The organism is Tepidiforma flava (assembly GCF_027594505.1).
In the GTDB taxonomy this organism is placed as follows: Bacteria; Chloroflexota; Dehalococcoidia; order Tepidiformales; family Tepidiformaceae; genus Tepidiforma; species Tepidiforma flava.
Genome location: NZ_CP115149.1, coordinates 729,596 through 748,047, shown reverse-complemented (window position 1 = coordinate 748,047; position 18,452 = coordinate 729,596). Strand labels below are relative to the sequence as shown.

Annotated in this window: 21 protein-coding genes; 13 read left to right on the top strand and 8 right to left on the bottom strand. The window is 71.2% G+C overall.

What is annotated here, in order from left to right; genetic code table 11:
* The first annotated feature begins 92 nt into the window (after positions 1 to 92).
* The 5 genes from O0235_RS04610 (at position 93) to O0235_RS04590 (ending at position 2,849) form a co-directional block, all read left to right on the top strand.
* A complete protein-coding gene (locus O0235_RS04610; RefSeq protein ID WP_270057362.1) occupies positions 93 to 533 on the top strand; it encodes a hypothetical protein in 441 nt (146 codons plus the stop codon).
* Between the two features lie 19 nt (positions 534 to 552).
* Complete coding sequence (locus O0235_RS04605) at positions 553 to 855, top strand: acylphosphatase (RefSeq protein WP_270057361.1); 303 nt, start codon at positions 553 to 555, stop codon at positions 853 to 855.
* A gap of 78 nt (positions 856 to 933) precedes the next feature.
* On the top strand, positions 934 to 1,224 hold the full coding sequence (locus O0235_RS04600) for a helix-turn-helix transcriptional regulator (RefSeq protein ID WP_270057360.1): 291 nt from the start codon (positions 934 to 936) through the stop codon (positions 1,222 to 1,224).
* 48 nt (positions 1,225 to 1,272) lie between these two features.
* A complete protein-coding gene (locus O0235_RS04595; protein WP_270057359.1) occupies positions 1,273 to 1,944 on the top strand; it encodes a nitroreductase family protein in 672 nt (223 codons plus the stop codon).
* Between the two features lie 110 nt (positions 1,945 to 2,054).
* A complete protein-coding gene (locus O0235_RS04590) occupies positions 2,055 to 2,849 on the top strand; it encodes an alpha/beta fold hydrolase (protein ID WP_270057358.1) in 795 nt (264 codons plus the stop codon).
* Here O0235_RS04590 and O0235_RS04585 read toward each other — a convergent pair.
* Complete coding sequence (locus tag O0235_RS04585; protein WP_270057357.1) at positions 2,846 to 3,322, bottom strand: MOSC domain-containing protein; 477 nt, start codon at positions 3,320 to 3,322, stop codon at positions 2,846 to 2,848. The genes O0235_RS04590 and O0235_RS04585 overlap by 4 nt on opposite strands.
* Complete coding sequence (locus O0235_RS04580) at positions 3,312 to 3,725, bottom strand: PaaI family thioesterase (protein ID WP_270057356.1); 414 nt, start codon at positions 3,723 to 3,725, stop codon at positions 3,312 to 3,314. Before O0235_RS04580 ends, O0235_RS04585 begins: the two co-directional genes overlap by 11 nt.
* Positions 3,726 to 3,777: 52 nt before the next feature.
* Between O0235_RS04580 and O0235_RS04575 the strand changes: the two genes are divergently transcribed.
* The gene (locus O0235_RS04575; RefSeq protein WP_270057355.1) at positions 3,778 to 4,116 is read left to right on the top strand and encodes a hypothetical protein; all 339 of its coding nucleotides are present in this window, start codon (positions 3,778 to 3,780) and stop codon (positions 4,114 to 4,116) included.
* Between the two features lie 12 nt (positions 4,117 to 4,128).
* Here O0235_RS04575 and O0235_RS04570 read toward each other — a convergent pair whose 3' ends face one another.
* From O0235_RS04570 to O0235_RS04560, 3 genes are read right to left on the bottom strand one after another with little or no spacing between them, the layout of a single operon-like run.
* The gene (locus O0235_RS04570; protein ID WP_270057354.1) at positions 4,129 to 4,596 is read right to left on the bottom strand and encodes a DinB family protein; all 468 of its coding nucleotides are present in this window, start codon (positions 4,594 to 4,596) and stop codon (positions 4,129 to 4,131) included.
* A gap of 36 nt (positions 4,597 to 4,632) precedes the next feature.
* On the bottom strand, positions 4,633 to 4,821 hold the full coding sequence (locus O0235_RS04565) for a hypothetical protein (RefSeq protein ID WP_270057353.1): 189 nt from the start codon (positions 4,819 to 4,821) through the stop codon (positions 4,633 to 4,635).
* 6 nt (positions 4,822 to 4,827) lie between these two features.
* Positions 4,828 to 6,300 carry an NADP-dependent isocitrate dehydrogenase gene (locus O0235_RS04560; protein ID WP_373324423.1) on the bottom strand — a complete coding sequence of 491 codons (1,473 nt, stop codon included), beginning with the start codon at positions 6,298 to 6,300 and terminating at the stop codon, positions 4,828 to 4,830.
* Between the two features lie 146 nt (positions 6,301 to 6,446).
* Between O0235_RS04560 and O0235_RS04555 the strand changes: the two genes are divergently transcribed.
* On the top strand, positions 6,447 to 7,772 hold the full coding sequence (locus O0235_RS04555; protein ID WP_270057351.1) for an MFS transporter: 1,326 nt from the start codon (positions 6,447 to 6,449) through the stop codon (positions 7,770 to 7,772).
* Positions 7,773 to 7,842: 70 nt separating this feature from the next.
* Positions 7,843 to 8,787 carry an LLM class flavin-dependent oxidoreductase gene (locus tag O0235_RS04550; protein WP_270057350.1) on the top strand — a complete coding sequence of 315 codons (945 nt, stop codon included), beginning with the start codon at positions 7,843 to 7,845 and terminating at the stop codon, positions 8,785 to 8,787.
* Positions 8,788 to 8,820: 33 nt separating this feature from the next.
* Here the strand turns inward: O0235_RS04550 and O0235_RS04545 are convergent, their stop codons facing one another.
* The gene (locus O0235_RS04545; RefSeq protein WP_270057349.1) at positions 8,821 to 10,038 is read right to left on the bottom strand and encodes a ribonuclease H-like domain-containing protein; all 1,218 of its coding nucleotides are present in this window, start codon (positions 10,036 to 10,038) and stop codon (positions 8,821 to 8,823) included.
* 43 nt (positions 10,039 to 10,081) lie between these two features.
* The gene (locus tag O0235_RS04540) at positions 10,082 to 11,386 is read right to left on the bottom strand and encodes a dihydrolipoyl dehydrogenase family protein (RefSeq protein WP_270057348.1); all 1,305 of its coding nucleotides are present in this window, start codon (positions 11,384 to 11,386) and stop codon (positions 10,082 to 10,084) included.
* Here O0235_RS04540 and O0235_RS04535 point away from each other — a divergent pair.
* The 4 genes from O0235_RS04535 (at position 11,355) to O0235_RS04520 (ending at position 15,101) form a co-directional block, all read left to right on the top strand.
* Complete coding sequence (locus O0235_RS04535; RefSeq protein WP_270057347.1) at positions 11,355 to 11,600, top strand: hypothetical protein; 246 nt, start codon at positions 11,355 to 11,357, stop codon at positions 11,598 to 11,600. The genes O0235_RS04540 and O0235_RS04535 overlap by 32 nt on opposite strands.
* 617 nt (positions 11,601 to 12,217) lie before the next feature.
* Positions 12,218 to 13,024 (top strand): enoyl-CoA hydratase, encoded by an 807-nt coding sequence (locus O0235_RS04530; protein WP_270057346.1) that lies wholly within the window; start codon positions 12,218 to 12,220, stop codon positions 13,022 to 13,024.
* A 47-nt stretch (positions 13,025 to 13,071) separates the two neighbouring features.
* Positions 13,072 to 14,412, top strand: a complete 1,341-nt coding sequence (locus O0235_RS04525; protein ID WP_270057345.1) for an MFS transporter — start codon at positions 13,072 to 13,074, stop codon at positions 14,410 to 14,412.
* A gap of 92 nt (positions 14,413 to 14,504) precedes the next feature.
* Complete coding sequence (locus O0235_RS04520; RefSeq protein ID WP_270057344.1) at positions 14,505 to 15,101, top strand: GNAT family N-acetyltransferase; 597 nt, start codon at positions 14,505 to 14,507, stop codon at positions 15,099 to 15,101.
* A gap of 14 nt (positions 15,102 to 15,115) precedes the next feature.
* On the opposite strand, the gene O0235_RS04515 is transcribed toward O0235_RS04520, so the two are convergent.
* Positions 15,116 to 16,627, bottom strand: a complete 1,512-nt coding sequence (locus O0235_RS04515; RefSeq protein WP_270057343.1) for a leucyl aminopeptidase — start codon at positions 16,625 to 16,627, stop codon at positions 15,116 to 15,118.
* A gap of 103 nt (positions 16,628 to 16,730) precedes the next feature.
* On the opposite strand from O0235_RS04515, the gene O0235_RS04510 reads away from it, so the two are divergent.
* Positions 16,731 to 17,525, top strand: coding sequence for a phosphatase PAP2 family protein (locus O0235_RS04510; protein WP_270057342.1), 795 nt, complete (start codon positions 16,731 to 16,733; stop codon positions 17,523 to 17,525).
* The last annotated feature ends 927 nt before the right edge of the window (positions 17,526 to 18,452 follow it).

Sequence of the window (18,452 nt, the reverse complement as noted above, 5' to 3'; positions counted from 1 at the left end):
CTCCGGGGACTCGCCCGGCAATCCCCGAGGGGGTGGAACGGCACCGGCCGGACCACCCCCTCGCTCCATCACCCGAAAGGAGGTCCCGCCGCATGCGCACCGAAAACGGCATCGATGTCGACATCCAGGCCATCGAGCGCATCCTCGCCGAGGGCGACCTCATCACCATCGGGTTCTCCCTCTTCCCCCTCCGCCTCCTCGTCGATACGCGCGAGAACGAGCACGACGGCCAGTGGGCGGGCATCGTCGAACCCGTCGCCTCCGTCCAGGAGCGCTACCTCTGGCTCGGCAAGCACCGCGGCTCCTTCGGCCCGCCCCGCGCCTTCGCCTTCTTCGTCTGGCCGAAGACGGTCCGCAACCTCATCGAACGGGGCACCCTCGGCATCCTCCGCTCCCGCCTCCGCGGCGAGGCGCTCCAGCGCTTCGATGCAGCCGTCGAACAGGCGCTCGAACTCGAACGCGAAGCCATGAAGGAGGCGGTTCGCGGCTCCCGCGCCTGGCCCGCGATCTGGGAGGCTCAACCGCGCTCCTGAACCGTCCGAAAACCACGGTATGGAGCGCGCCGCGAACGCCCTCTACGTCCTCGAACACCGGCAGATCATCATCCGCGGGCAGGTCCAGGGGATCGGCATCCGCCTCTGGCTCCGCAACGTCGCCAACTCCCTCAACCTCTTCGGCTCCTGCCGCCTTCTCCCCGATGGCACCCTCCAGGTCCGCGTCCAGGGCGAACGGAGCCTCGTCAAACAGTTCATCATCGCCTGCAAACGCGGCCCCGCCGATGCCCGCATCGACAGCATCGAAGTCTCCAGCCTCCCTCTCGACCCCCGCCTCGGCGCCTTCCTCGTCGAACGCTAGGCCGCTAAATAAGGGCAACTTTATTCACGCTACATGTTTCGCTAGTGCGTAAGGGTGACACAGACGTAGCCTCGTTCCATGGCTGAGTGGTCTCTCTTCACCAATCACGCAAACGTCCTCCTCGCCATCACCCGCAACCCGGACATCCGCCTCCGCGAACTCGCCGCCGAAGTCGGCATCAGCGAGCGCGCCGTCAAGCGCATCGTTGCCGACCTCGAGCGCGCGGGCTACCTCCAGCGTGAGCGCCACGGCCGCCGCAACCACTACGAAATCAACGCGGACGCCGCCGTCGCCACGCCCATCGCCCGCGGTGTCCACCTCGGGGCGCTGATCGCCGCGCTCCTCCCGATGCTCGCGCAGACGCTCTAGCCAGCACCCGCGCGACAGCTCCCCCGGCGGGGCGGCACAATCCCGCGCATGGACCTCTACGACGTCATGCGCACCGCATTCTCCGCCCGCGAGTTCGCCGCCGACCCCGTCGACGACGACACCCTCTACCGCATCCTCGACAACGCACGCTTCGCTCCCAGCGGGGGCAACCGCCAGGGCTGGCGCGTCATCATCATCCGCAGCCCCGAGACCAAAGCCGCGATCGCCGAAGCCGCCATCCCCGCCGCCCGCCGCTACGCCGCCCAGGTCGCCGCCGGCGAAAACCCCTGGAACACCGTCGTCCCCACGAAGCTCACCCCGGAGCAGATCGCCGCCGCGCCCGTCCCCCCGCTCCTCACCGAGCCGTACCGGAACGCCCCCGTCCTCCTCGCCGTCTGCGTCGACCTCTCCGTCGTTGCCTCGATCGACCAGGACCTGCCGCGCGTCGGCATGGCCAGCGGCGCCTCCATCTACCCCTTCGCCTGGAACATCCTCCTCGCCGCGCGCAACGAAGGGCTCGGCGGCACGCTCACCACCATGCCCATCGCCCGCGAGCCCGACCTCCAGGCGCTCCTCGGCCTCCCGCCGCACGTCGCCGTCGCGACGATCATCACCCTCGGCCAGCCGGCGAAGCAGCTCACGCGCCTGAAGCGGAAGCCCGTCGAAGCCTTCGCCACCCTCGAACGGTTCGACGGCCCGCCGCTCACCCGCCCCGCCTGACCCGCGCGGTGGCGCCCCCACCCCGATTCCGGTAGAGTTCCGGCCGTGCTTCGCCCCGGCCGAATCATCCCGCCGGGCAGCTGCATCTCACCTCAGCGAAAGGCGATGCCATGACTTCCCCCGAACCGCAGATCGTCTCCGTGCGCAACGGCATGTTCCAGGTCCCCGTCTACCGCAAAGGTTCGGGCCAGCCCCTCCTCTACCTCCACGCCGCCGGCGGCGTCCGCAAAGGCATGACCCCCGAAATGCTCGCCCTCGCCGAGCACTACGACGTCATCGTCCCGACCCACCCCGGTTGGGACGACACCCCCGGCCTCGAACACATCGACGACGTCCACGACATGGTCGTCTACTACCAGGATTTCTGCGACGCCCTCGGCCTCACCTCGTTCTTCCTCGCCGGCCACTCCATCGGCGGCATGTTTGCCGCTGAACTCGCCGCCGCCCGGCCCGACATGGTGAAGAAGCTCGTCCTCGTCTGTCCCGTCGGCCTCTGGATGGACGAGACCCCCGTCACCGACCTCTTCATCCTCATGCCGAACGAGCTGCCGGGCGTCATCTTCGGCGACCTCACGAACCCGGTCATCCCGAAGCTCTTCGCGCCCCCGGCGAACGAAGAAGAGATGGCCGAGAACTACTACTTCCAGCTCGCCAACTTCAGCGCCACCGGCAAGTTCATCTGGCCCATCCCGGATAAGGGGCTCAAAAAGCGGCTCCACCGCATCAAGGCGCCCACGCTCATCGTCTGGGGCGACCAGGACAAACTCGTGCCGCCGGCCTACGCCGAACTCTTCCGCTCGAAGATCGCCAACAGCCAGGTCGCGATGATCCCCGGCGCCGGCCACATGGTGCCGCTCGAGAACACCCCCGAGTTCACCCGGGTCGTGACGGAGTTCCTCGGCTAAGCCTCAGCCAGCCGCACCACCGGGTCGCCGACCCGCACCGTCCCCTCCCGCAGCACCCGCGCGTAGACCCGGCTCTCGCCCGGGTGCTGCGCGTGGTGGATGCGGTTGAACTCGCCCTCCCGGAACGACCCGCGGATCGTCTTGCACGGCGTCGTCGGCCGGGTCACTTCGATCTCCACCTCCGCGCCGAGCCGCCAGCGCGACCCCGGCGCCATCAGCCCCCAGTCGAGGCCGGCGATGGTGACGTTCTCCCCCGTCGTGCCCGGCGCGATGGGGTGCCCCTCGGCCTGCAGCGCGGCGATGACGTCCGCCGAGAAGAAGCAGAGCGCCCGCTCCGGCCCGCCGTGAATGTCGGGGTGCGCCTGCCGGTCGCCCTCCATCCCCAGCTGCGTGACCCGCGCCTCCGGCACCGGCAGTTTCGGCACGCCGCCCTGCGAAACGTTCAGCGAGACGACTCGCCCCTCAGCGCCCATCGCCGCCCTTCGCCGCGCGGTCGTCGAAAACCGCGAACGTGCCGAGCGCCTTCGCCACCAGGCGCTCGCCGCTGCGCACCTCGGATTCGAGCACCGCCACCCGCCGCCCGCGGTGCACGATGCGCGATTCGCACTCCAGCACGCCGGCGCGCACCGGCGCGATGTAGACCATCTTCAGCTCGATCGTCGCGCACGACTCGTCCGGCTCCAGCCGGCTGTACACCGCCGCGCCCATCCCCGTGTCCGCCATCGAATAGAGGACGCCGCCGTGCACGACGCCGTGGGGGTTCAGGTGCTGCTCGCCGACCGCCAGCCGGCAGCGGCTCACGCCGTCGCCGCGCTCCGTCATCTCGAGCCCGATGAGCAGCTGAAACCCCATCGGCGGCAGCGATTCCTTTGCCACGCCCCGCATCGTACGCTGCCGGCCCTGCCCCTGTCCCGTACACTGGCCCCGTATGGACCGCGTGCTCGTCCTCGTTCCCGCCGATGCGCCGGCGGACCTCGCCTGGCCCGGCGCCGAGGTGCACCGCTACTCGTCGCCGCTCGATATTCCCGGGCTGCTCTCGAGCTGCCCGCTCCCGGCCATCCTGGTCTGCGACGGCATCGGCCCGGCGCATGCCGCGCGCGTAGCGGATGCCGTGCGCGCCCACGGGGCGCCGGTCGTCGCGGTCAGCAGCCAGCCCTGGGACGGCGAAACGCCGGACCCGATCGCCGCGGCCTGCCGGGGCATCGTCGCCGGGTTCGGCTATGCTGCCGTGGCCCGCCTCCTCCCGCTCGTCGCCCCCGCCGGCTGACCGCGCCTCGCCTCACCCCCGCAGCGCCCGCACCTGGGCGGCGTGCTCCTCGCCGTGCGCAGCGCCCCGCCGGACCAGCTCGGCCGCGCTCACCGGCTCGCCGCCGATGATGCCCGCCCGTTCGAGCGCCGCCGCGTCGCACTGCCGCAGCACCTCCAGGTTCGAAAACACCAGCGCATCGTAGAGCGCCAGCGCCGCCTCCGGGCTCCGCCACAGGTACGAAAGCCGCCGCTTCCACCGCTCCTCATCGAACGCCGGCAGCAGCGGCGGCGATTCGTCGGCGAGGATGAACCGCAGCCGCGCCGCCCGCACCAGCTCGGCATCCGCGAGGTGCACCAGCACATCCCGCACCGACCAGCCGCCGCTTCCCGGCCGCGAAAGCTCGGCCGGCCCCGCCCCGCTCACCGCCTCGCGAACGAGCGACGGGCCCCGCGCATACCGCGCGAGGGTCTCTTCGAAGTCGGCGGGCAGCCGCGGCACCGGCCCATTCTACGGCCGATGCCGCGGCCCCGCGCATCAATCCAGCAGTTCGGCGGGCGCGACCCGGTAGCTCAGCGCCGAGCCGAAGAGCCGGCAGCCGCGGCGGTGCGCCTCCGCGGCCCGCGCCGCTTCGCCCGGGTCAGCGAAGCAGGCCCGCCCGGCCGCGCAGCTGCACCAGACCTCCTGCCAGCCCCGCCGCGTCGCGACCAGCACCCGGTACGCCATCGCGCATCACTCGCCCTGGCCCTTCGAGAACGCGGCTTCGCCGTCGAAGGTGCACAGGTGCTCCGTCTTGATGAAGTCGATGCCGGCGCCGGCGAGCCGGCCGAGCAGCCCCACGATCGCCGCGTGGCTCGTCGCGCCGTCGGCCATGAACCGGCAGCGCCAGTGGTCCGTGCAGAACGTCTCCGGCAGGCCCTCCGGCCACACCTTCACGCCCCGGTTCGTGATCATCGTCAGCCGCAGGCCGTCGCCTTCGTGCTGCTGCAGCCGCGCCGCCAGCGCGTCCGGCGTCGCCGCCGGGTCGTGCACGAAAACGTCCACCCCGATGGTCTCCTTCTTCGCCGGGGGCTGCGGCTTCAGCGCGGGCGGCGTGAACGCGCCCCCGGCCGCGTAGCTCACCGGCCGGAGATGCGCCGGCTCCTGCCCCAGCCGCGCGATGACCGCGTCGGCGAACGCCCGCGTGCCGACCTTCTCCTTGCTCACGTTCGGGTCGTAGATGTCGTAGGTGTGGATGCCGTCCTCGATGGTCCGCAGCCACGCGTTGTGCACCCGCGTCGCCACGTCCGCCTGCCCGATGTGGACGAGCATCATGACCGCCCCGAGCAGCAGGCCCGAGGGGTTCGCGAGGTCCTGCCCTGCGCGCCGCGGCGCCGACCCGTGAATCGCCTCGAACATCGCCCCGTGCTCGCCGATGTTCGCCGAGCCCGCGAGGCCAACCGACCCCGCAATCTGCGCCGCCACGTCGCTCAGGATGTCGCCGTACAGGTTCGGCAGCACGATGACGTCGAACGCTTCCGGCGTGTCGGCCAGCTTCGCCGAGCCGATATCGACGATCCAGTGCTCGGCCTCGATGCCCGGGTACTCCGCCGCGACCTCTTCGAACACCTTGTGGAAGAGCCCGTCCGTCATCTTCATGATGTTGTCTTTGGTGAAGCAGGTGACCTTCTTCCGGCCGTTCATCCGCGCGTATTCGAACGCGTAGCGGACGATCTTCTCCGTCCCCGGCCGGGTGATGAGCTTCAGGCACTGGTACACCTGGTCCGTCTGCCGGTGCTCGATGCCCGCGTAGAGGTCCTCTTCGTTCTCCCGGATGATGACGACGTCCATGCCCGGGTGCTTCGTCTCGACGAACGGCGCGTAGGCGGTGCACGGCCGCACGTTCGCGTACAGGCCCAGCGTCTTCCGCACGGTCACGTTCAGGCTCTTGAAGCCGCCGCCCTGCGGGGTCGTGATCGGCGCCTTCAGGAACACCTTCGTCCGCCGGAGCGAATCCCACGCCTCCGGCGCGATCCCGGCGCTGTACCCCTTCAGGTACGCCTGCTCGCCGATCTCGATCTCTTCGATGTCGAGCGCGGCCCCCGCCGCCTCGAGGATGCGCAGCGTCGCATCCATGATTTCGGGGCCGATGCCGTCCCCCCGCGCTACCGTAACCGGGACCTTCGCCGTCACTGGCGGACCTCCTGAAAGCCTTGCTCCGGCCATCATACACGAAAAAGAAGTCGTGAGTTCAACATCGTACGTCGCGTGACGCACCGGTCCTGCGATGGCATGATGGGGGCAACCTCCCGCGCCCGGTGACGTTCCGTGCCTCCCCTCCCTCGACCACCCGCCGCCGGTGACCGGCCCTGATGGCTGCCGCCCGGGACAGCCGCCCGCCGGCGCCCGCGGCCTGGCGCCGCAACCTCGTCTTCATCTGGATCGGCGTCTTCGTCGGGCTCATGGGCGCCAACTTCGTCTTCCCCTTCATCCCGTTCTTCATCCAGGACCTCGGCGTCACCGACGAATCGCGCGTCGCCTTCTACACCGGCATCACGGCCAGCGCGACGGGGCTCTCGCTCACCCTCACCGCCCCGCTCTGGGGCTCGCTTGCCGACCGCTTCGGGCGGAAGCCGATGTTCCTCCGCGCGCTCATCGGCGCCGGGCTCCTCATCGGCATCATGGGCATCGCCCAGGCCGTCTGGCAGCTCGTCATCCTCCGCTTCCTGATGGGCGCGTTCGCCGGCACGATGGGCGCCGCCGCCGCGCTCGTCGCCGCCACCACGCCGAAAGAGCAGGTCGGCCGCGCCCTCGGCACGCTCCAGACCGGCCAGTTCACCGCGAACATGCTCGGGCCCGTCCTCGGCGGCATCGTCGCCGCCAACCTCGGCATCCGCGAGTCCTTCATCTTCTGCGCCGCCCTCTACGGCATCGCCGCCGTCCTCGTCTACCTCTTCGTCCGCGAAACGCCGGTCGACGGCGCGCCGCCCGCCCCAACCGGCGCAGCGAAGCACGGCGGCGGCAGCCTCATCGGCAACCTCCGCGCCGTCATCGGCGAGCGGCAGGTCGTCTTCGTCCTCGTCCTCCTCTTCATCCTCTGGCTCTCCACCACCTTCGTCCGTCCCGTCATGCCGCTCAGCATCGACGGCTTCGCCGCCGGCACCCCGGGCGACGGGCGGGTCCACCTCGAGTTCCCCGGTTTCGCGTGGGACATGCGCAAGGAGGCCGCCACTGGCATCGTCTTCGCCGTCATCGGCCTCACGAGCACCATCGCCGCCCTCGCCGTCGCGCCCCTCGGCGAGCGCGTCGGCTACCGCAACACCGTCGTCGGTGCGGCCCTCGTCACCGGCATCCTCTATCCGCTGCTCGCCTTCGCCCACAGCCTCCTCGCCTTCATGCTCCTCTTCGGCGCCGTCGGGCTCTTCCAGGGCGCGATGGTCCCCGGCACGAACGCCCTCATCGCCGCCGGCACCCCGGATGGCAAACAGGGCAGCGCCTTCGGCCTCGCCGCCAGCATGCAGTCGATGGCCCTCCTCCTCGGTCCCCTCGGCGGCGGCTTCACCTCCGGCATCGGCGGCATCGGCGCGGTCTACGTCGTCATCGGCGTCATCCTCGTCGCCGCCGCGGCGGCAGCTGCGCTGCTCGTCCGCGAGCCGGACGTGTTCGCCGTCCGCCGGCGCTCGACGGCCGCGCCCTGAGCCGCTTCCGCGCCCGGCCGGCGGCCGGTAGAGTTCGGCTCACCACCCTCGACCATGGAGGCCCCTGCCCATGCGCGACGTCACCGTCGGTGTCCACATCGTGGCCCGCACCGCTCCCGAACTCGTCGACGGCATCGTCGCCGCCGAACAGGCCGGCGTCGAATGCGCCTGGCTGACCGTCGGCGGCCTCGCCCCGGACCCCTTCGCCGTGTTCGGCGCCGCCGCCGTGCGCACCAGCCGCATCAAGTTCGGCACCTCGATCGTCCCCACCTTCCCCCGCCACCCGCTGGCCATGGCGCAGGGCGCCGCGGCCGTCGATGCGCTCGCCCCCGGGCGGCTCCGCCTCGGCGTCGGCCCGAGCCACAAGCCGGTGATCGAAGGCACGTGGGGCATCCCCTTCGAACGCCCCCTCGAACACCTCCGCGAGTACCTCACCATCCTGAAGTCCATCCTCGGCACCGGCTCGGTGAACTTCGAAGGCAAGCGGCTGACCGCCCGCGGCACCATCGGCGGGCCGACCGGCGTCACCGTCATGGCGTCCGCTCTCCGCGCCAACGGCTTCCGCCTCTGCGGCGAACTCGCCGACGGCGCCATCAGCTGGGTCTGCCCCCTGCCCTACCTCCGCGATGTCGCCGTGCCCGCCATCCGCGCCGGCGCGGAGAAGGCCGGCCGCACGCCGCCGCCGCTCGTCGCCCACATCCCCGTGGTCGTCTCCGAGGACGTCGAGGCCGTCCGCGAAGGCGCGCGCCGCCAAATCGGCATCTACCCCCGCGTGCCCTTCTACCAGCAGATGTTCGCCGACGCCGGCTTCCCCGAGGCGCTCGAAGGCCAGCTCTCCGACCGGATGATCGACGCCCTCGTCGTCCACGGCAGCGCCGAGCAGGTCAAGGCCCGCCTGCGCGAAGCGCCCGCCTTCGGCGCCGGCGAAATCCTCGCGATGCCGATCCTGCCGCCCGGCGACCGCGAGGCCCTGCCGCGCACCCTCGCCGCCCTCGGCGAACTCGCCGCGGAGTGACAGCGCGGGGCCGGCCCCGCCGGCCCTGCCCCCTCAGCGCCCCCGCAGCCGCTCCAGCCGCCGCCGCATCGCCGGCAGCGAAAGCTCGCCGCTCCCCGGCCTCAGCAGCCCGCGCTCGGCAAGGGCCACCGCCTGCTCCATCAGCGCGAGCGCGCCGGCGCGGTCCCGCAGCCGGTGCTCGCGGAGCTTCGCCAGCTCCACGTAAGGCGCGACCCGGCGCGCGCGCGGCTCGGCGATGAGCGCCTCCCAGCAGGCCGCCGCCCGTTCGGCATCGCCTGCCCGCGCATACGCCCGGGCCGCCTTCTCCAGCGCTTCAAGCCGAACCGCCCGCTGCGCTTCGCCCGCGGCCGCGGCTTCGTACCGGGCGGCCGCCTCCGCCCAGTCGCCCGCGTACTCCGCCGCCCGCGCCGCCTGCAGCGGCCGCGCCGGGTCGTCGCAGGCCGCGCCGAGGTGGGCCGCCAGCGCGACGAGCGAGAGCACGTCCCACGCGTTGTGGCGCAGCACCGGCAGGATGTGCGTCGGGTTGCCGTCCCGCGCGAAGCGGCGGTAGCGCTCCGGCACCTCCGCCGACGGGCAGTCGTCCTCCCGCTCGAACCCGAGCAGCTCGCGCTCCACGACGGCCAGCCGGTGCGAACTGAACTCCCCGCGGAAGAGCCGCCGGTTCGGGTGCAGCAGGTCGAGGTGCGGGAGCTCTCGCAGCCGCGGCCGCTGCCGCGAGAGCACGTAGCGGGTCTCCAGCGCCGGGATGTCGAACGCCTTGCCGTTGTAGCTCACGAGGCCGGAGGCCGCCTCGAGCTCTTCGCCGAGCCCGCCGAGCAGCCCGCCTTCGTACTCCGGCCCCGGCAGCAGGAACTGCCGCAGCACCAGCCGCGCGCCATCGAACCGCGCGACGCCGCAGAGGAAGACCATCGTCCCCGCCCCGCCGAGCCCCGTCGTCTCCGTATCGACGAACCGGAGCGCTGCCGGCTCGAGCCCGGCCAGCCGCTCATCCCGCGCCTGCCGCGCCAGCCGCTCCAGCGGCAGCGCCAGCGCCCGGTGGAGCGGCACGTCGCCGTGGCAGTAGCCGGCGTCGTACACGCTCTCGATGACGTAGCCCGGCCCCAGCGGCGACTCGAACCAGCGGCCCCCGAGCGCCGAGAGATCGGCCCGCGCCGTCACGCTCCGGTCGAGCCCGGCCCGGTCCCGCCGCACCGGCTGATGGAGCGCCGCCCGCAGCCGGTCGCGCAGCGCCGTTTGCCCCGTCCCGAACATGTGTGCGAGCGTACGGCGGCACCCGGCCGCTGCGCAATCGCTCCTACCGCCGGCCCGAGACCGCCCGCGCGCACGCCCAGCGGAACAGCTCGCCCGCCGTCGGGTAGGGGTGGATGGTCGAGGCCACCTGCCGGGCGGTCAGCCCGTGCTGGATCGCGAGGCTCGCTTCGCCCGCGAGCGTGCTCCCCCGCGCGCAGAGGAAGTGCGCCCCGAGCAGCGCCCCCGTCTCCGCATCGGCGACCACCTTCGCGAACCCCTCCACCTGCCCCGTCGTCCGGAACCAGTCGAGGTCGCGCGCGGCCAGCATCCCGGTGCGCACGGCGAGCCCGCGCTCCCGCGCCTGCGCCTCCGTCATCCCGGCGTGGCCGATCTCCGGGTCGGTGAAGATCGCCCACGGCACGATCGCCTCGGGGATCGGCTCGCAGGCGTCCTCAGCGATGTGCTTCGCGATGTGGTGCGCCTGGTAGGCGGCGTAGTGGGTGAACTGGAACTTCCCCGTCACGTCGCCGGCCGCCCAGGTGCCCGGCACGCTCGTCCGCCCGCACGGCTCGATGACGATGAAGCCCCGCGCATCCGTCTCGAGCCCCAGCTCGGCCAGCCCCGCCGGGATGACCGGCTTCCGCCCCGCCGCCACGAGGACGTCATCGAACTCGAACTGCCCGTCCGGCGTCGTGACGGCAACCGTCCCGTCGCCCTGGCGGTCCACCCGCGCCAGCTTCGCGCCGGTCACCACGCGGATGCCCTCGGCTTCGAAGAGCCGCTGGAGTTCGAGCGAAATCTCCGGCTCTTCGGCCGCGGCGATGCGGTCCAGCGCCTCGAACAGGGTGACCTCGGCGCCGAGCCGGTGGAGCGCCTGCCCGAGCTCGAGCCCGATCGGCCCGCCGCCGATGACGGCCAGCCGCCGCGGCAGCCGCGCCACCCGGAAGACCGTCCGGTTCGTCAGCGGGCGCGCCTCGGCCAGCCCGGGCACGGGCGGCAGCCCCGGTTCCGTGCCGGTCGCGACCACCACGTCCGGCGCGCACAGCACGTCGTCGCCGACGGCCACGCGCCCCGGCGCGAGGAAGCGCGCCTCGCCCCAGAAGAGGTCGACGCCGTCGCGGTCGAAGCCGCCGCCCGGGTCGTTGCCCCGGACCAGCAGCTGGACGGCGTGCACCCGCGCCAGCGCCTCCGTCCACGAGACCGTGCGCCAGCGCGCTTCCCGCGCGACCTCGATGAGCGCCTTGCTCGGCACGCAGCCGTCGTTCAGGCATTCGCCCCCGAGGTGGGCCTTTTCGATGAGCGCCACCTTCCGGCCCTGCCGGCCCAGCGTGCGCGCGATGTTGTCGCCCGCCGACCCGTTCCCGATCACCACGACCTCATACCGCCGCTCCGTTCCTGCCACAGGCGTCACTCCTCGCAAGCATTCGGCAGCCGCGCCGCTCCTCCCGGCCGCCATCAGCCTACCACCGGGGAGGTTGGAGGTTGGAGGTTGGAGGTTGGAGGTTGGAGGTTGGAGGTTGGAGGTTGGAGGTTATTCTCCCTCCTTGCTCCCAACTCCTTGCTCCCAACTCCCAACTCCGTAGCCGCGGGGCTCCGTCCCCGCGGAGGGCCGGCGAGGCCCACCCGGACGTTCGCTTCCACCCCTCCCGCCTCCCGGTTCCCGCCTCCCGCTTCCCGCCTCCCGAGGCATCCGTTGGGCGCATGGCGCCCCGCGGGGACGGAGCCCCGCGGCTACGGTCGGAGGTTGCACGTCGGAGGTTGACGGGTCCGGAACGGGCCTTACGCTCTTCCAACTCCCAACTCCCAACTCCCAACTCCCGCTCCCCTTCTCCCGCCTCCCGGTTCCCGTTTCCCGTTTCCCGGGGGCATCCGTTGGACGCATGGCGCCCCGCGGGGACGGAGCCCCGCGGCTACGGTCGGAGGTTGCACGTCGGAGGTTGACGGGTCCGGTTCCCGTCTCCCGGTTCCCGCCTCCCGCCTCCCGTCTCCCTCCTCCCGCCTCCCGCCTCCCGTCTCCCTCCTCCCGCCTCCCGCCTCCCGTCTCCCTCCTCCCAACTCCCAACTCCCTCCTCCCAACTCCCTCCTCCCAACTCCCAACTCCCAACTCCCAACTCCCAACTCCCAACTCCCAACTCCCAACTCCCCGTCCCCACCCCGTACAATCCCTCCCACCCCTCATTGCCGAAAGGACCTTCTCCCAATGTCCGACGTCGTGCTCACGTCTACCGAAGACAGCGTCCTCGTCATCACCCTCAACCGCCCCGAATCGCTCAATGCGATGAACCCGGAGATGCTCGATACCCTCGCCGCCGTCGCCGCCAAAGCGGCCGACGACCCGGCGGTCCGCTGCGTCGTCATCACCGGCGCCGGGCGCGCCTTCTGTGCCGGCGGCGACGTCAAAGCCATGGCCGAATCGAACGAGCGCGCCGGTTCGAGCGGCGGGGGCGGCCTCGTCTCGCGCGCCGACGTTCTCCGCCAGCAGGAAGAGGTTTCCCGCCTCCTCCATGAGATGCCCAAGCCCACCATCGCCGCCGTCAACGGCGTTGCTGCCGGCGCCGGCCTGAGCGTCGCCCTCGCCGCAGACCTCCGCATCGCCAGCGACCAGGCCCGCTTCACCACCGCGTTCGCAAAGGTCGGCTTCAGCGGCGACTTCGGGGGGACGTGGCTCCTCCAGCGGCTCGTCGGCCCGATGCGCGCCCGCGAACTCTACTTCCTCTCCGACATCCTCGATGCGAACCGTGCCCTCGAACTCGGCATCGTCTCCCGCGTCGTCCCGCATGACCAGTTCTGGGCCGAGACGATGGCGCTCGCGAAGCGGCTCGCCAGCGGCCCCACCCTCGCCTACGCGCGCATGAAGGACAACTTCGTCTACGGCGAAACGAACACCTTCGCCGATACCCTCACCCGCGAGGCGGAGAACATGATCGCCAGCGGCCAGACGGAGGACCACCGGAACGCCGCCCGCGCCTTCGTCGAAAAGCGCGAGCCCGTCTTCCAGGGCCGCTGACGCGCCGGCCCGCGCGCCCGGCCCGCGGTTTCATTACAGTACGCTGAATGACAGCGCCGACCCCGGCCCGCGCCCTTCCGCCGGCCGCCCGCTTGCTCCCCGGCGGCTGGTTCTACGGCTGGTACGTCGCCATCGCCTGCTCGCTCCTGATGATGGTCGGCGTCGGCGTCGGCTACTACGGCCTGCCCATCTTCCTCAAGCCGCTGCGCGATGCCCACGGCTGGTCGACGGCCGAGGTTTCATGGGCGCCGGCCATCTACTTCTGCGTCTCCGGGCTCACCGCCGCCATCGTCGGCCCCTACGTCGACCGCTACGGGCCGCGCCGCTTCATGCTCATCGGCAGCGTCATCAACGGCGGGAGCGCGGCCCTCATCGGCGTCGTCAACGAACTCTGGCAGCTCTACCTGGTCTACTTCGTCTTCGCCGTCGCCTTCGGCATGTCGAGCAACATCGCCGTCAATGCCATCCTCACCCGCTGGTTCATCCGCCGCCGCGCGCTCGCCATGAGCATCTCCTTCACCGGCGTGTCGCTCGGCGGCGTCATCCTCGCGCCCATCGCCAGCCGCCTGATCGATGCGGGCGGCCTCGAACTGGCGACCCCGATCCTCGGCGCCCTCGTCATCGTCACCGCCATCCCCGTCATCCTCGGCGTCATCGTCTTCGACCCGCGAGAGGTCGGCATGCTGCCGGACGGCGACAGCGCCGATGCGCCGCCGCCGGCCGCGCGCCAGGCCGTCCTCGATGCCCAGATGCGCACCTGGACCCGTGCCGAAGCCGTGCGCACCGTCGGCTTCTGGGGCATCCTCATCGCCTTCCTCCTCGTCCTCATCGCCCAGACCGGCTACGTCGTCCACCAGGTCACCTTCCTCGAAGACCGGCTCGGCTCCCGCAGCGCCGCCGCTTTCACCATCTCCGTCACCGCCTTCGGCTCCATCATCGCCCGCCTCGCCGTCGGCATCTTCGCCGACAACGTCGACCGCCGTCTCCTCACCGTCATCCTCTTCGTCGTCCAGGCGACCGCCATCCTCCTCATCATCCACACCGAGAGCGTCCCCGCGACCTGGGCCCTCACGCTCGTCTTCGGCCTCACCATCGGCAACGTCTACATGATGCAGTCGCTGCTCGTCGGCGAAATCTTCGGGATGGTTTCCTTCGGGGCCGTCTTCGGGCTGATTTCGCTCGCCGGGCAGGTCGGCAGCGGCCTCGGCCCGATCGGCGTCGGGCTCATCCACGATGCGACGGGCGGCTACACCGTCCCGTTCACCATCACCGCCGGCCTCACCTACCTCGCGGCCGTCGCCATCCTCTTCGCGCGCCCGGCCAGGCGCCCGCAGCAGGCCGGCACGCCCGGCCCGGCAGCCGTCCGTTCGCCCTCCGGCGCCGACTGAGCCGATAGACGCACCGGGGGCCGCCTATCGGAACCCGCAATCTGCACCCGCCGATAACCGGATGCCCGCTCGCCGTCTGCAATACTGAAGACATGGACGTCACGTATCCGCCCGAACGCACGTTCACCACGCGCTCCGGGCAGGCGATGCGCCTCCGCCCCATCCGCCCGGAGGATGTGCCGAACCTCTTCGCCTTCCACGAGCGGCTCTCCCGCGAGTCGCTCCGCATGCGCTACTTCACGCCCCGGCGGCGCCTCACCGAGGACGTCGCCCGGCACCTCTGCACGGTCGACTTCCGCGACCGGGCCGCCTTCGTCGCCAGCCCGCTCGAGAGCGATGCCATCCACGGCATCGGCCGCTACGAGCGCGATGCGCCGCATTCGGCCGAGGTCGCCTTCATCGTCGAGGACGCGCTCCAGGGCAACGGCATCGGCCCCGCGCTCCTCCAGCGGCTCGCCGAGCACGCCCGGGCGCAGGGCATCGAGCGGTTCACCGCCGCTGTCCTCTACGAAAATACCGCCATGCTCAGCGTCTTCCGCAACTCGCCGTTCCGGCCGCAAATCTCGGTCGAGCACGACTGCGCCTTCGTCAAGCTCGACCTCACCGTGCTGCCCGAACCCGCCGCGCAGCGGCCGGCCGGTCGCGGCCTCGCTGCCGCCCGCCTTCGGTCCCTCCAGGCCCCCGCCTGACGTCCCGGCGCCCGTCAGCGCTCGCCCAGCGCCAGCCCGAGGTTGATCATCGCCCGCACGCTGTAGCCGCTGGCCCCCTTCGTCACCCAGCCGCGGTCGGACGACATGTTGTCGACGCCCGCGATGTCCATGTGCACCCACGGCGTCTTCCCGGCGAACGGCTCCAGGAACTTCGCCCCGACGATCGTCCCGGCGCCACGGTTGCCGGCGCCGACGTTCCGGCAGTCCGCCACGTCGCTCTTGATGTACTCGTCGTACTCCTTCCACATCGGCAGCCGCCAGGTCTTCTCCCCGGCCGCCGCCGCCGCTGCCTCCACCTGCCGGCAGAGCGCGTCGTCGTTCGTCATCAGTGCGTAGCAGACGTCGCCGAGCGCCGTCGTCACCGCCCCGGTCAGCGTCGCGACGTCGACGATGCGCTTCGCCCCCAGCTCGTTCGCCCAGCAGATGGCGTCGGCGAGCACCAGCCGGCCCTCCGCATCGGTGTTGATCACCTCGATGGTGCGGCCGTTCATCGCCGTGACCACGTCGCCCGGCTTCGTCGCGCTGCCCGAGGGCATGTTCTCCGTGCAGGGGGCGATGGCGAGCACGTTCACCTTCGCGCCGAGCCGCGCGAGCGCCCATGCCGCCGCGATGACCGACGCTGCGCCCGTCATGTCGGCTTTCATCGCCTCCATGTTCGCCGCCGGCTTAATGCTGATGCCGCCCGTATCGAAGGTGATGCCCTTGCCGACGAGCGCGAGGTCCCAGCCGTCCCCCCCGCGGCCGCGCCAGCCGAGCCGGATGAGCTTCGGCGGCTCCGCGCTCCCCTTCGCGACCGACAGCAGCGACCCCATCCCCTTCCGCTCCATGTCGGCCCGCTCGAGCACCTCGAACTCGAGGCCCGCCTCCCGGGCGAGCGCCTCCGCGCGCTCCGCCATCATCGCCGGCGTCAGGTGGTTCGAAGGCTCGTTCGCCCAGTCCCGCGCGATGTTCGTCGCCTCCGCGAGGATGCTGCCCCGCTCGGCCGCGCGCTGCATCGCCGGCACCTTCGCGCCGTCGTGCTCGACGATGACGAGCTCTTCCAGCTCGGCCCGCTCCTCATCGCTCGCCGACTTGTGCTTGAGGAACCGGTAGCTGCCGAGGATGGCGCCTTCCGCGATGGCCTGCGCGCAGGCCTCCGGGTCGAGCCCGCCGATGCCCGCGCCGTGCGCCAGCGTCGCCGCCCGCCGGATGCCCGGCCGGCGGAGCGCCCGCGCCACGTTCGCCGCGAGGTTCCGCACTGCGTCGATGTCGAACCCGTCGCGGCTGCCGAGCCCGGCGACCAGCACCCGCGGCGCGGGGATCTTGCCGAACGTGTGGAGGGTCACCAGCTCGCCGGATTTGCCCCGCAGGTCGCCCGCGGCGATCACCTGCGAAATCGCCCCGCCGAGCGCGGCATCCACCGCGCCCGTGCCGCCGCCCGGCGCCGTCACCCCCTCGAACAGGTTCACCACCAGCACATCCGCCCCGTACCGTGCGATATCGCCCTGCTCGACTCGAACCTTCACGTGTCTCTCTCCCGTCGGACTCCCGGCCTTGCGCCGGCATGCTACCTTGGAAGGTGCATTATCGCCGCGCCTTGCCCGGGCGGCCACCGGAGCGCACCGACCGATGTCCCGGCCAGCCGACCGCCTGCTCGAACGCAGCCTCCGCGCCTGGGCCCTCATCCGCCGCTACGGCATCTACGAAGCCGTGGTGGTCGTCGTCGCTTTCGTCATCTACTTCGCCGTCCGGGGCCTTGTCGTCGACCGCGCCGGCGAAGCCATGGTCCGCGCCTTCAACCTCATCGAGCTCGAACAGCGGCTCCACATCTACTGGGAGCTCCGCATGCAGAGCTGGATTCTCGATTCCTACTGGGCCATCCGGGCGCTCAACTGGGTCTACTTCTGGGGCCATATGCCGCTCGTTGCCCTCCTTGCCGTCTGGCTCTTCGTCTTCCACCGCCACGCCTACTACCGAACCCGCAACGCCTTCCTCGCCTCCGGCGCCATCGGGGTCGTCATCTACTGGATGTTCCCCGTCGCCCCGCCCCGCCTCGTTCCATTCGCCGGCTTCATCGATACGATGGCCGCCTTCGACCGCTTCGGCTACAACGCCCAGGAAACGCAGGCGTTCGTCAACCCCTTCGCCGCCGTGCCCAGCCTCCACTTTGGCTGGGCGCTGCTCCTCGGCGCCGTCGTCGCCTGGGTCGGGCGCCACCCCCTCGCCCTCGCCTTTGGCATCGCCTGGCCCGTCGCCATGTTCTTCGCCGTCGTCATGACCGGGAATCACTTCATCCTCGATGCCGTTCTCGGCGGCATCGTCAGCTTCGCCGGCTTCGGCATCGCCCTCCTCATCGAACGCTGGTGGCCCGCCATCCGGGGGGCCCTCACCGCCCGCCTTCTCGCCCTCGAACCGGTGGAGTAAAGCCTGTCCGCTTTCGCCGCGAGCCGGCTCCGTGCTGGAAGCTGATGTTTTGCCGCCCGTTTGCCAACCGGCGAACTGGGTGATGCACTGGGCCTTGATTCTTCATTATTGCTTGTGCTATAGGCGACCAAATGCCCCAGTTGCGGACCCTTGAGCCGGGGGGGGGCAGGAGTGGATCGTGTATCAGCCGCGAGAAGTGCTCCGCCTGCTAGGTGGACGCCACGCCCGTGACCTCACCGACTACCAGCAGCGCCTGATAGCAGCCATCTGCGTGGGCTGGACGCCGCAGGACATCGCCGCGGCCAGCGGCCGAAGTTCGAAGTCGGTCTACCGGCACATACGAGAGCTTGCCTGCCACGTCCTGGACCCGGTTGGATTCGAGCCAACCCGGGCTTTCCTTCGTACTTGGGCGGAGCTGCACGGAACCTGCTGCTGCGCSSSWGCSTTCMRMATGMTCRSSGAMRACSSSRTSTTCTGMGAARWATTCTCARAYMGGAMYCSRMGCCKGAGGKWMKCYKKMYSCGGKYRAYSSSAKRMARRRRGWKGWKKCRMKRAGTSWSGMSSYGASMSRTYMYSMKCMWGYTGGCAGCSGGMMSCMKKKCGSYGGCYGSMKYCATGSTKSWCMYGCKGKKSSYSCGMMKSMGCKMWKYMGSSSSYKYMRCWRWTGCAKSYRCGGCTYGKWCKCRGRAKWRCKYWWCMWCGRKSWYSWKCKWSTYRYRCYSKKYKYRASSYRYMYGSYWAWKMWKWMSKSMMWWMSRGWMKAWCWKGCGRMGATMSSRTGCTCCKSGKSCTCWSGYSGSYYTKSWRKKMCYYMWWMKWRRWSYYTWRSYMTSRSKRGCSGKYKSYWGWTCTGAGKCGAWGRCYWSSSRGARRSMYMSKYKSWWKMSSMSMSRRYSMKSSCSWSGCARKMCRSSYSMRYRCSTWYMS